13 protein-coding genes and 1 tRNA gene are annotated in these 11573 nt (G+C 41.1%); 8 read left to right on the top strand and 6 right to left on the bottom strand.

From position 1 onward, the window contains the following. Positions 1–23 precede the first annotated feature (23 nt). From PVK79_RS22605 to PVK79_RS22630, 6 genes are all read left to right on the top strand, one after another. Complete coding sequence (locus tag PVK79_RS22605; RefSeq protein ID WP_257324889.1) at positions 24–1514, top strand: LysM peptidoglycan-binding domain-containing protein; 1491 nt, start codon at positions 24–26, stop codon at positions 1512–1514. 76 nt (positions 1515–1590) lie between these two features. Continuing rightward, the gene (locus PVK79_RS22610) at positions 1591–2079 is read left to right on the top strand and encodes an FKBP-type peptidyl-prolyl cis-trans isomerase (RefSeq protein ID WP_182732172.1); all 489 of its coding nucleotides are present in this window, start codon (positions 1591–1593) and stop codon (positions 2077–2079) included. 9 nt (positions 2080–2088) lie between these two features. Beyond that, positions 2089–2817, top strand: a complete 729-nt coding sequence (locus PVK79_RS22615; protein ID WP_257324892.1) for an SDR family NAD(P)-dependent oxidoreductase — start codon at positions 2089–2091, stop codon at positions 2815–2817. Further along, positions 2814–3656 (top strand): amidohydrolase family protein, encoded by an 843-nt coding sequence (locus PVK79_RS22620; RefSeq protein WP_182740857.1) that lies wholly within the window; start codon positions 2814–2816, stop codon positions 3654–3656. Before PVK79_RS22615 ends, PVK79_RS22620 begins: the two co-directional genes overlap by 4 nt. Before the next feature lie 50 nt (positions 3657–3706). Then, a complete protein-coding gene (locus PVK79_RS22625; protein ID WP_257324895.1) occupies positions 3707–5284 on the top strand; it encodes a S41 family peptidase in 1578 nt (525 codons plus the stop codon). 31 nt (positions 5285–5315) lie between these two features. Beyond that, complete coding sequence (locus PVK79_RS22630) at positions 5316–5696, top strand: hypothetical protein (protein WP_182732169.1); 381 nt, start codon at positions 5316–5318, stop codon at positions 5694–5696. Positions 5697–5873: 177 nt separating this feature from the next. Here the strand turns inward: PVK79_RS22630 and PVK79_RS22635 are convergent, their stop codons facing one another. The 4 genes from PVK79_RS22635 to PVK79_RS22650 form a co-directional block, all read right to left on the bottom strand. Beyond that, a complete protein-coding gene (locus PVK79_RS22635) occupies positions 5874–7049 on the bottom strand; it encodes a mandelate racemase/muconate lactonizing enzyme family protein (protein ID WP_064668182.1) in 1176 nt (391 codons plus the stop codon). 28 nt (positions 7050–7077) lie between these two features. Then, on the bottom strand, positions 7078–7845 hold the full coding sequence (locus PVK79_RS22640; RefSeq protein WP_182735552.1) for a class II aldolase/adducin family protein: 768 nt from the start codon (positions 7843–7845) through the stop codon (positions 7078–7080). Between the two features lie 160 nt (positions 7846–8005). Continuing rightward, a complete protein-coding gene (locus PVK79_RS22645; RefSeq protein WP_257324897.1) occupies positions 8006–8329 on the bottom strand; it encodes a c-type cytochrome in 324 nt (107 codons plus the stop codon). A gap of 142 nt (positions 8330–8471) precedes the next feature. Further along, the gene (locus PVK79_RS22650; RefSeq protein ID WP_149980503.1) at positions 8472–9011 is read right to left on the bottom strand and encodes a DUF2058 domain-containing protein; all 540 of its coding nucleotides are present in this window, start codon (positions 9009–9011) and stop codon (positions 8472–8474) included. 222 nt (positions 9012–9233) lie between these two features. Here PVK79_RS22650 and PVK79_RS22655 point away from each other — a divergent pair, with 222 nt between their 5' ends. Further along, positions 9234–10376 carry an MFS transporter gene (locus tag PVK79_RS22655; RefSeq protein ID WP_145238127.1) on the top strand — a complete coding sequence of 381 codons (1143 nt, stop codon included), beginning with the start codon at positions 9234–9236 and terminating at the stop codon, positions 10374–10376. On the opposite strand, the gene PVK79_RS22660 is transcribed toward PVK79_RS22655, so the two are convergent. Further along, a complete protein-coding gene (locus PVK79_RS22660; protein ID WP_145238125.1) occupies positions 10343–10843 on the bottom strand; it encodes a prolyl-tRNA synthetase associated domain-containing protein in 501 nt (166 codons plus the stop codon). The genes PVK79_RS22655 and PVK79_RS22660 overlap by 34 nt on opposite strands. Then, positions 10844–11233: a hypothetical protein gene (locus PVK79_RS22665; protein ID WP_145238122.1), complete on the bottom strand. Its 390-nt coding sequence runs from the start codon at positions 11231–11233 to the stop codon at positions 10844–10846. A gap of 175 nt (positions 11234–11408) precedes the next feature. Here PVK79_RS22665 and PVK79_RS22670 point away from each other — a divergent pair. Beyond that, positions 11409–11484 (top strand) — tRNA-Ala (locus PVK79_RS22670). Positions 11485–11573: the final 89 nt, after the last annotated feature.

The raw sequence follows: 11573 nt of genomic DNA on the forward strand, positions 1-11573 counted from the left end.
AGGATATTAATTTAGTGATGTTTATGCGCAGTTACCTCTTAGCCCTGTTTGTGACTTTAATTTTACTATCCGGTTGCCAAACAACTGAGCCACATTCAGCGCCAAGTGATACTGTGCAAGCTCCGGTTATTTTTAATCACGTTAAACCGTCATCAAATAGCTCAGCACAGCCCACAGATACCAAGCATAAAAAACAAAAAATAACATTAACAGCTCCAGCGCAACAAGCCGCTACATCACCTCAAGCGCACACTCGCAATAAAGATTTATGGCGACATATAGCCGACAACTTAACCATTCAAATTTACCTAAACAAAGCACTAAATAAACGGATTATCTGGTATACCAAGCAACCAAAATACTTACAGATTGTCAGTGCCCGGGCTGCGCCTTATCTTTATCATATTGTTAGTAAAATAGAGCAACGTAAGTTACCCATGGAATTAGCTTTATTGCCTTTTGTAGAAAGTGACTTCCGCCCGACTATTAGCTCATCAGAACAAGCAGTTGGGGTATGGCAATTAGTCGGTGCGACGGCTCATCACTTCGGTATAAAATCAGATCAATGGTATGACGGCCGCAAAGATGTTCTCGCTTCAACAGATGCCGCTTTGGCCTATTTAGAGTATTTACATAAGCGCTTTGATGGCGACTGGCTACATGCATTAGCGGCTTATAATAGTGGCGAAGGACGTGTAAAGCGCGCCATCGCAGAAAATAAAAAGCGCGGCAAAAGCACTGATTACTGGTCGTTGAAATTACCCAAAGAAACCTCTGAATACGTGCCAAAGCTAATGGCATTAAGCTACTTAATACAAAACCCTCAGCGCGGATTATACCGCCCTAAACTTGCCAACAAAGCCCTTACAACTGAGCTTAACGTTGGTCAGCAATTTGATTTTTCGGTGATTGCCAATTTATCTGGTATTGGTCGCAGCCAACTACACAAACTCAACCCTGGCTATTTAAAAAACCAAAGCTCACCTAATGGTCCTCATACTTTATTGCTACCACTGCAACAGCAAAGCTTATTAAGCAGCCAGTTCTTTAAAAATAATTTCACTGGCGAATATACAGTGAAAAAAAATGATACTTTGTACTCGATTGCTCGTCGTTTTGGATTATCAGTTAACAAACTAAAAGCGATGAATAACAAAACCTCTAATTTAATTGGTATTGGTGAAGCACTGATGGTTGGCCAACCTCGCACCATGCCAGACTCGTTAACTATCAATTATAAAATCAGTCCTTACCTTGAACAAACTGAAATAGCGATCCCCACTATCGCAATCCAATACCAGGTAAAGCCTGGTGATACTATCTGGGGAATCAGCCAACTTTATGATGTGCCGCATAGTGATTTAGCCCGGTGGAATAAACTTAGTGCCTCGAGTATTTTAACGCCTGGCACGCAGCTGGTGCTACATTTGCCGCAAGCAACAAAGGCCGTGTCACAATTGCATGACGAAGGTTTACTTTCAGAGCTTGCAAGAACCTTAAAGCAACCACACTAACCGAACCAGTAGTTTATAATCCAGCTTATTTAGCGTAAAATTAGCTTTTCATTACAGTTAAATTAAAGAGATCGGCATGCAAATTAGCAAAAACTCGGCAGTTGAATTTCACTACACATTAAGTGAAGCGGGCGAGCAACTAGAAACAAGTACTGGCAGTGAGCCGCTAACCTATATTCATGGTTTGGAAGGTATGCTTCCGGGTCTTGAAACAGCTCTTGAAGGCAAGGCTGCTGGCGATAGCTTCAGCGTGACACTTACACCGAGTGAATCTTACGGTGAACGTGTTGATGATCTTATTCAACGCATTCCTCTTAAACACCTTCAAGGTGACACTAAAGTATGGAAGCCAGGTATGACAGCAATGGTTAGCTCTAATCAAGGCCGTCATCAAGTAACGATCGTGAAAGTAGGTCGTTTCAATGCTGATTGTGATTTAAACCACCCATTTGCAGGCAAAACTCTAACGTTTGATGTACAAGTACTTAGCGTACGTGAAGCAACCAGCGAAGAAGTATCACACGGCCATGTCCATAGCGAAGGCGGTTGTGGTCACAACCACTAAGGAAATTCCATGTCAAAGGTTGCTATCGTTACAGGCGGCAGTAAAGGTATAGGTCTTGCTGTTGTTAAGCGTTTTCTAAATAATGGTTACCAAGTACATAACCTTGATCTAGAACCTGCAGATTTAGGCACTTGGCACCACTGCGATGTGAGTGATGTTAGCGCAGTAAAAACGGTTATTGCAAAGATTGCCAGTAATGGCAAATGTATAGATGTGTTGGTATCGAATGCCGGCCGTCATCTAAGCGCGACAATTGAAGACACTGACGAAGCAACCTTCGATAGCTTGTTTGCACTTAATGTAAAAGGTGCCTACGCGGCAATTCAAAGCGTGTTACCAAGCATGAAAGCGCAACAAAATGGGGTGATTATTTTAATTGCCTCAGATCAAGCCATCATAGCTAAAAACAACTCGTTTGCGTATAACCTGACCAAACATGCGTTAGCCTCAATGGCAAAAACCACCGCATTGGATTATGCCAAGTTTAATATTCGCACCAATGCAGTGTGCCCAGGCACCATAGAAACACCGCTTTTTCATAATGCTATCGACGCATATTGTGCTCGTAGTGGCGCCGATAAAGCCACTATAGTTGCCGAAGAAGGCGCATTACAGCCACTCGGACGATTAGGCCAAGCTGATGAAGTCGCAGCATTAGTTACGTTTTTAGCCAGTGATGATGCCAGCTTTATTACCGGCAGCTTGCAAACCATTGATGGTGGTTACACCGCGCAATGAGTGAACGCATTATTGACCCTCACGTACACTTTTTTAATTTAGTCCAAGGGCAATATGATTGGCTACAAGGTAACAATCCTGTGCCTTGGCCAAATTTAGATACGATTAAAGCGCCCATAAGTGTTAATCAATTACAGCATATAAGTCAGTTTGAAATTGCTGGCCTAGTACACATTGAAGCAGGCTTTGATAACCAGCACCCCATCAATGAACTGCACTGGCTAGCTGAGCACTTAAGTGGCCACAATTATAAAGCTATCAGCTTTGCCAATATTAATAGTCATCCCGACGATTTTAATAATGCAATTACCGCTTTATCACACCCAAGCTTAGTGGGCATTAGAGATATCACCGAAGGCGCTGATGCCATGCGCTTAAGCCATGCTACATGCCATGATAACTTAGCGCTATTAGCCAGTAAGCAGCTGATATTTGAAGCTCAATTTGAAGTTGAAAAGCTTACGATTACCCAGCAGCTAATCAACTACTGCCAACAACTTCCGCATTTACAATTAATAATAAACCATGCGGGTTTACCCAATAATCTGTCAATTTGGCAGCAGGGGATCAGCCAATTAGCGCAACTACCTAACTGCTGGATTAAATTTTCAGGCTTTGAGCTACTCACCGCGCAGCTGCAAACTCAGCAACAGCAGTGTTTTAACTTTATCCTGCAACACTTTGGTCAGCACCGCGTTATGTTTGCTAGTAATTTCCCTGTGTGTCAAATCAACGCGAGTTATCAACAGCGTTGGTCAAACCATTTTGAGCTGTGTAATACTCATAGTGTATGGCAACAACTTAGCTACAAAAATGCGCAGCACTGCTACCAAGTTTAATTAAAAACCGCTATATTGAGTTTATATTGTATAAAAAATAGATCATCACTATGGCTGTTTCCTCTATTCAAAAGCTCACTATTGGGCTTTTCAATGTTTCTTTTCTAGCGCTTCTTTCTGGCTGTGGTGGCGGTAGTACAATGACCGACAACAACAATAACAGCAATGGTGATGGCGACACTGGTAACAGAATCAATTGGACACAAGGTGTATTTCAACCCTCAAGTAATTTTTATCAACAATGCCAAGCATTAAACGAAAAGCACTGGCTGCGCTCATGGAGCAATGAAACCTACCTTTGGTATGACGAAATTATCGATCGTGATCCAGCGCTGACCCCTGCTGTAAGTGAATATTTTAAATTGCTAAAAACCGAGAAAATTACCGAGTCAGGCGCAAACAAAGATAACTTTCACTCTAGCCTACCAACCGCACAATGGGAAGCCCAAAGCCAATCAGGAGTGACTTTTGGTTACGGTTTTAAGGTTAAATTAATAAGCCCTACAGCACCACGTCAAGGTGTGATCAGCTATACAGAGCCCAACTCACCTGCAAGTGCGCAAAATCTTGCCCGCGGCTTTGAAATTTTAGAAATCGATGGTGTTGATTTTATCAATGCCAATACGCAAGCTGAAGTAGATACCCTCAACGCAGGTTTATATCCAACTAAAGTTGGTAAAAGCACCAGCTTTGTATTCAAAGATATAAATACCGATGAAACCCGCGAAGTTATTTTAAACTCGCAAACGATTACTTCTAGGCCAGTCACAAACGTGAAGACCTTAGCTGATGGCACTGTTGGTTACTTTCAATTTAATAGCCACAATGCAATTGCTGAAAAACCGCTTTATGATGCCTTTAATAACCTCAAAGCAAGTAATGTCACTGACCTAATTATTGATATTCGTTACAATGGCGGTGGTTTTTTACAAATGGCTAGTCAAGTTGCTTATATGATCGCAGGCCCCGCGAACACCAACGGTAAAATTTTCGAAAAAACCATTTTTAACGATCAACACCCAACATTTAATCCAGTAACAGGACAACGCTTAAAACCCGTCATGTTTACCAATGAGTTTGTTGGTTTTGCTGATAATCCTGCTCTAGTTGTTGGCACGCCATTACCAACCTTAAATTTAGAACGCGTGTACTTGTTAACTACCGCCAGCACTTGCTCTGCCAGCGAAGCGATAATAAATGGCTTACGCGGTGCAGATATTGAGGTAATTCAAATTGGCTCTGGTACCTGCGGTAAACCATACGGTTTTTATCCCATCGATAACTGCGATACGACTTACTTTAGCATTCAATTTACTGGCGAGAACAATAAAGGTTTTGGTGAATATTCAGATGGTTTTGCGCCGCAAAATACCACTGATAATGCCCGCCTACCAGTACGCATAGCCGGTTGCGCCGTTGCTGATGACTTTAGCCATCAGCTAGGCGACCCTGAAGAAGCTATACTTAAAGCAGCGCTGGGTTATCGTGATAATGGTAGTTGTCCAGCAGCCAGTTCAATAGCCAGTAAGCAAGGTTTTGCACCTGCACGCTTTGATGACACCCCAGCAGTATTAGATACACGGGCTGGATCACTTGCTGAGCAAAATAAAATACTGCCTTCGCATTAAGCGTTAGCATTAAACTCAAGGCAGAATTGTTATGCTAAAAGAATGTTCATCATCAATACTAGCCGCGCTCTTGATCTGCGGCTGCTCTGTACAAAATGAAAAACCAACACCAAAATTACAGCATGCATTACTAATAGAGCCACAAGGTGAACTGATTGCTCAAGGAATTGCTCGCCTAATGCGCTCAGAGAAGATTGCAGTAGCTAATGATGTGTTTATGAAGCGCAGCTTGATGGTCGTTGATAACGTCACTAAAACCGACGAACTTGGCAACCCTATTATGGGTAAACAGCTAAACATGCCAGACCGTTTTGAATTACTGATAAAAAACAACCTATGCTTTGTACGTCATCTCGATAGCAAAGCCACCGAGCCGCTACCGGATGTACAATGTAAGGTGAATGATATCTAGGTGCTAGGTGCTAGGTGCTAGGTGCTAGGTGCTAGGTGCTAGGTGCTAGGTGCTAGGAAAATTTTAACGCTTTGAATTAGTAAGAAATAGTTTTAAATTTGCAAAGGTCAAAGTAGATAAACTTAATGAATAGCGAGCAGGAATTAGCTCGCTATTCATAGCTCGTAGCCTATGATTTTATTTGATCTCAACACGCTGAGAGCGCATCACTATTTCGTCGTTAAGTTCAATACCAATACCCGGCTCTTCAGACACTTCAAAGAAACCATTTTTAGGCTGTGGATCTTGCAAGCATAACTCACGGTTCCACTTTTTAATTGCATAAGTGTGATGCTCATGAATTAAGAAATTTGGAATAGCCGTTTCTAAATGTAATGATGCTGCGGTTGCAACGGGGCCGCCACAGACGTGAGCCTGAATACGCACATCAAAAATATCAGCGTAATCACACACTTTTTTAGTTTCAGTAAAACCACCACATAAACCGATATCTGGCTGTAATACATTAATACTTTGATCTTCTAAGTAAGGGCGCACACCCCAACGATTATATAAACGCTCGCCACCGGCAATTGGCACTGATACTTTATCTGCCACTTTGGCATGTAACGAATGATTTAAGTAGTTAACTGGTTCTTCATAAAACATACAGTCAAATTCTTTAGCGATTTCACCGATTTGAATAGCAGAGGTAACACCCGGTAAACTGTGGCATTCAAAAATGATATCGACTTCATCACCAACAGCTTCACGAATTGCCTGCATACGGGCGCGATATAGCTTCATTTCAGCACGTGAAATAATGTTAGTGCGGTCGTAATAGGTATTGCCGTCTTTATCATATTGGATCGGATCAACTTTAACGGCATCGTAGCCTTCAGCCACTGCTTTTAACGCCGCTTCTGCGTATTCTTGTGGATGTACCAGAGCTTTAAACTCAGTATCCCAATCAAACTGTAATTGCGAAGCATAAGTACGCAGCTTGTCGTTAACTTTACCGCCTAGCAACTGATACACAGGCAAACCTAGTGCTTTACCCTTAATGTCCCATAAAGCAGTGTCTATCGCGCTCATTGCGGCATAGACTACTGGGCCCCCACCTAAACCCCAAAAGCTTTCACGCAGCATACGCGACCATAACTTTTCGGTTTGAAATGGATCATGACCAATTAAGAAAGCATCAGCCATTTCTTTGATCATAGCAGCGGCAGCACTGTGTCCTAAATCATAAGCAAGGCCAGCTTCGCCAACCCCGCTAATACCTTCGTCAGTATGAATACGGACAAATACAGGAGTCCAAGCAGGTCTGTCTGGACAGTGGATATCAAAAACTTCAACGCGATTAACTTTCATGACAATTCCTTATTAACCAAGGCTTAGGTTATTTTGCAAAACTAGGATCAAGACGATGGGCCTTACGTAACATCGCAGGCCAAGCTAATTGCCCACCGGTACTACCGCTGTGCACTACATTCGCTTGATTATAAATATTATCGATTATGGCTTGAGGTACTGGTGTAACAGCTTGGCCACTGGCTTGTAAAGCCAGCTGTATTTCACAAGCACGCTGTAAGTCATAAAAACGCATAAATGCATCACCCACCGTTGGCCCCACAGTTAAACCACCATGGTTTACTAACAACATATGATTAGTATTAGCGAGATCATCTTGTAAACGTTTTTTCTCATCGCTATTAACTGCTAAGCCTTCATAGCCGTGATAAGACAATGACGGCAGTGAAAACATTGAATATTGACTAAGTGGCAGCAGACCATTTTGCTGCGTGGCAACGGCAATCGTTTCTTTAGTATGTAAGTGAATAACACAATGAGCGTCATCACGCACTTCGTGAATCGCGCTGTGAATCGTAAAACCAGCAGGGTTGATTGCAAATGGCGTGTCATCTAAAATATTTCCGGCCAAGTCCACTTTGACTAGGTTAGAAGCTGTTACTTCATCAAATGTGAGGCCAAACGCATTCACTAAATAATGGTCAGTCCCCGGCAAACGCGCCGATAAATGTGTGTAAATCAAATCACCCCAACGAAAATGCTCAACCAACCGATAACAGGCGGCAAGATCAACTCGTAACTGCCATTCTTGTGCAGAGACTTTATTTTTTAAATCAAGTTGTGGTAATTCAAACATTATGGGGCCTTATTTAAACGCGTTAAAAACAAAACACGAAATAGATGGATAGAAGTCTAAAGTAGTGTGCGTGGATGATCAATATTTAAAACAAAACAGCCACACCAAATTGGTGTGGCTGTTTTCGGTGAGCCCAGTGATAACTCACACTCAGCAAAAATTATTTTACGTTTGCTAAGTAATCGGCAATAGCGACCATTTCTTCTTCAGTAACAGTCGCAACCATCGCTTTCATCGCTGCAGTCATGCCATTGTTACGCGCACCTGATTTAATGTCTTTCATTTGCGCTACTAAATACTCTTTATTCTGACCATTTAGTTTAGGATACATTGCCATGATCGGTGCCTTACCTTCAGGGCCATGACATGTTTGGCACATTTTTGCTGTATAAAGCGCAGCACCATCGGCAGCCATGCTGTTAAATGACATACTAGCAACCATAGAGAGGCTTGCACCTAAGAGTAATTTTGTTATCTTGTTCATTGTATTTTCTCTTCTTTTTGACGGTTTATAAAAATTATTAGCTTAATTGTAGACCATAATAACGGATCTTTGTACATCACATATGTACGTAATTTATACACCAAGAAGATCACCAAACACGCTGCTCAAGTCATCTCTTAGGCTACCATACTAAATCATCTGGTACTTCAAAATCAGCGTATGGGTCATCAGCATCTTTGCCTTTGTCTTCAGGCTCTACATGAAACACGATGTACTTTTCATCAACTTCTGCCACTTTACGGGCTGGCTCATCTTCAAGTACAAAAAACTGCCCTTCCAATACACAAATTGCCAGTCGGCCACCTGACAAGGCTTTTTGCGTTTGTTCATTTACGTCGAGCTCTTTGACTTTATTTTCGTAAGTAAAATTGAAAGTCCGCTCACCACGAATCGAATCTTGATTATGATGTTCTAATATCTGCTTTACGCGGGCAACTTGCTCACGTTGCTTTAACTCACCTTGGCGAGCTTGATTTAATTCTTCTGCTTTTTTCTGCTGTTCTAACTTTGTTTGCTGAATATGCTTTTGCAGATCACTAGGGTTACTAGTTGCCCCTTTTTTTGGCTTTTTTTGTTGCTTACGCTTTTCACTTTTAGCAACTTTAGCTTTATGTGATGTGGTTAATCCTGCTTGTAGCAATTGGTCTTGTAATGAACCCATAGCTTTGTTCCATTAAAAACTGATATTAGCTTTATTTTAATCACCAATTAAAACAAATCATAGTGCTGTGGCCATTAATCTAGCAAAGTGTTGTGATTGAAAACCTGATTTAGCGCAATAAATACTTATTTCTAGAATAAAAGTAACCACTTAAAGAACGCGTTGAGGTTGAATTTAATATCAATCAGGTTAAGCTGTGGTTTTTGTAGTAGGGCCAATAAAATGCGTTTCGGTCATTTATTAGTTTGCTCGCTGTTTATCTTTTTCGTGCTCTATGCACCGCAGCCATTATTAAGCTTATTTGCAGAGCAATTTTCAGTTAGTCCTGCAACCGCAGGTAGCTTGATGACGGCAACTATGCTCCCTTTGGCGATTGCTCCTTTGGTATACGGCTTATTACTAGCTAAACGTAACCCTTTAACAATTCTTCGCTACGCGATGCTAGTACTAGCTGTTACCTGTGTTGCTTTTGCCTATGCCCCCAGTTTTGAGTTATTACTGTTACTACGATTTTTACAAGGTTTAACCTTGCCTGCCGCACTCACCGCAATGACCACTTACATAGGCAGCACTTATCAAGCTGATAGTTTGCAAAAGAATATGACCTTCTATATTGGCAGTACAATTGCTGGGGGTTACTTTGGCCGAGTGTTAGCGGCTATTTTTGCTGATTTATGGACTTGGCAAAGCTTCTATTTTGTTATTGCCGCAGGTTTAATTAGCTTTGCACTGAGTATTCCACGTAATCAAACAGCCATTGTTAACAGCACTCTTTCCCCATTAAATTATTTAAAACAGCTCGCGAATGCTGCGGTATTAAAATTATATGGTGCGGTGTTTTGTATGTTTTTTTGCTTTGCTGCGTTATTAAATTATTTACCGTTCATTTTACAAGACACTTTTTTAATTACTAATACCCGTGATATTGGCTTAGTTTATAGCGGTTACTTGATTGGCGCCCTCGCCTCTATTGCGACTCCTTGGTTATTAAAAAAGAGTATTTCACCGTGGCATTTATTGTCTGCTATATTTGCTTTTTACAGCACTACACTAGTATTTTTGATGAGCTCACAATTAGTGATTTTTTTACTGGCATTCACTGGTTTTTGCGGCGCGATGTTTATTATTCATTCAACCGCAGCGCCGCTGGTTAATAAAATAAGCAGTGCACCACCGAGTGTCACTAATGGTGCTTATGTGTCGTTTTATTATAGTGGCGGGGCTTTAGGCTCTTTTGTACCAGGCTTGGTATATCAACAACTTGGCCATATCGCATTTATGGCCTCGTTATTATTAGTCTGTATATGCGGATTAATTTTAGTAAGTTCGGCTTATCTAGCGGGTAAAAAAACCACTTTAGGCTGATGCCCTGTGGTGGCAAAAAAAGCGTCTAAATCGGCTTTTTTTAATAACCATGTTTGGGTGTTCTCAAATGGATGACAATGAAATAGATCACCAAACCATATGTCTTGGTCAAGCCATAAAGTGACATCATTTTGCTTATCATTCATCAGAGCAAGCATAGATACACATCCAGGTGCGACTTTTAAAAAGCGTGCTAAGCGCTCATCGGAGGCAAACCCTAAGCGTGACAAGCCTTGATATTTAGCCAGTGATTTTAAGTCTAACTGCTTGTCATGTGCGGTGATCACCAAAAAATGCTTTTTACCTTCGTTATCACGCAAAAATAAGTTTTTTAATCGCGTTCCGGGCCGTTCCACCATTAATTCATCTGCAGCAAGACTACTATGTAATGCAGGGTGTTCGATAACGTCATAATTGATATTTAAATGCGCTAACAGCGCCGCTAATTTACTTTTATCCGCTAACATTTATAAACAACGCCCCATCAAGCGTACACTTAAATCTCGCCACAATACTTCATTTATCTCATATTTATCGTTGCGACAATACTTTTTGTCATGCAACTCTTGTTTTAATAAGTGCACGGCTTGATCTTCTAATTCTAATTTTAAGCTATTTGATTCTTCAAAATATTCTTGCTCTGCAAAGTTTTTAAATTGCTGGCGTGTCAGTGGTCGATCTAAGTTTAAATTTGCGCGACTATTGGCTTTAACCGATACCACATAAGCAAAAATCTTATTACCTTGCTCATCTAATTTAGTGTGTAACTGTTTATTATTAATTTCAAAAGGCGGCTCATCACTTTGGCTAGCACAACCACAGAGTAAAACGAGTAACATCAACGCGTATTTTTTCATTATTAGTATCATTCCTGTTATCCAGTGACCGTTAGTCTACCAAAAATTCATTGTTTGCGTAAAAATTCAAAAAATATATAAATAATACTTGACCAAATTTAGAAATCTCATTAAAGTTCGTCCCGCTTGAAACGGAACCTCAAGTAGGTTACGAAATTCGTAACTTTAGGAATGTGGGGCTATAGCTCAGCTGGGAGAGCGCCTGCCTTGCACGCAGGAGGTCAGCAGTTCGATCCTGCTTAGCTCCACCACTTTCCTACTCTTCAATTTTTATCACTATGGCTCTCATGCCAAATTCAATTTTTAAATCTTTCTCATTTTAATCAAAAAGCTGTTTATT

It is taken from the genome of Pseudoalteromonas rhizosphaerae (assembly GCF_028885455.1).
GTDB lineage: Bacteria > Pseudomonadota > Gammaproteobacteria > Enterobacterales > Alteromonadaceae > Pseudoalteromonas > Pseudoalteromonas rhizosphaerae.

Excerpts from the sequence above, each read along its gene's own strand:
- PVK79_RS22605 (WP_257324889.1), top strand. The coding sequence starts at position 24 with ATGCGCAGTTACCTCTTAGCCCTGTTTGTGACTTTAATTTTACTATCC.
- PVK79_RS22610 (WP_182732172.1), top strand. The coding sequence starts at position 1,591 with ATGCAAATTAGCAAAAACTCGGCAGTTGAATTTCACTACACATTAAGT.
- PVK79_RS22615 (WP_257324892.1), top strand. The coding sequence starts at position 2,089 with ATGTCAAAGGTTGCTATCGTTACAGGCGGCAGTAAAGGTATAGGTCTT.
- PVK79_RS22620 (WP_182740857.1), top strand. The coding sequence starts at position 2,814 with ATGAGTGAACGCATTATTGACCCTCACGTACACTTTTTTAATTTAGTC.
- PVK79_RS22625 (WP_257324895.1), top strand. The coding sequence starts at position 3,707 with ATGGCTGTTTCCTCTATTCAAAAGCTCACTATTGGGCTTTTCAATGTT.
- PVK79_RS22630 (WP_182732169.1), top strand. The coding sequence starts at position 5,316 with ATGCTAAAAGAATGTTCATCATCAATACTAGCCGCGCTCTTGATCTGC.
- PVK79_RS22635 (WP_064668182.1), bottom strand. The coding sequence starts at position 7,049 with ATGAAAGTTAATCGCGTTGAAGTTTTTGATATCCACTGTCCAGACAGA.
- PVK79_RS22640 (WP_182735552.1), bottom strand. The coding sequence starts at position 7,845 with ATGTTTGAATTACCACAACTTGATTTAAAAAATAAAGTCTCTGCACAA.
- PVK79_RS22645 (WP_257324897.1), bottom strand. The coding sequence starts at position 8,329 with ATGAACAAGATAACAAAATTACTCTTAGGTGCAAGCCTCTCTATGGTT.
- PVK79_RS22650 (WP_149980503.1), bottom strand. The coding sequence starts at position 9,011 with ATGGGTTCATTACAAGACCAATTGCTACAAGCAGGATTAACCACATCA.
- PVK79_RS22655 (WP_145238127.1), top strand. The coding sequence starts at position 9,234 with ATGCGTTTCGGTCATTTATTAGTTTGCTCGCTGTTTATCTTTTTCGTG.
- PVK79_RS22660 (WP_145238125.1), bottom strand. The coding sequence starts at position 10,843 with ATGTTAGCGGATAAAAGTAAATTAGCGGCGCTGTTAGCGCATTTAAAT.
- PVK79_RS22665 (WP_145238122.1), bottom strand. The coding sequence starts at position 11,233 with ATGAAAAAATACGCGTTGATGTTACTCGTTTTACTCTGTGGTTGTGCT.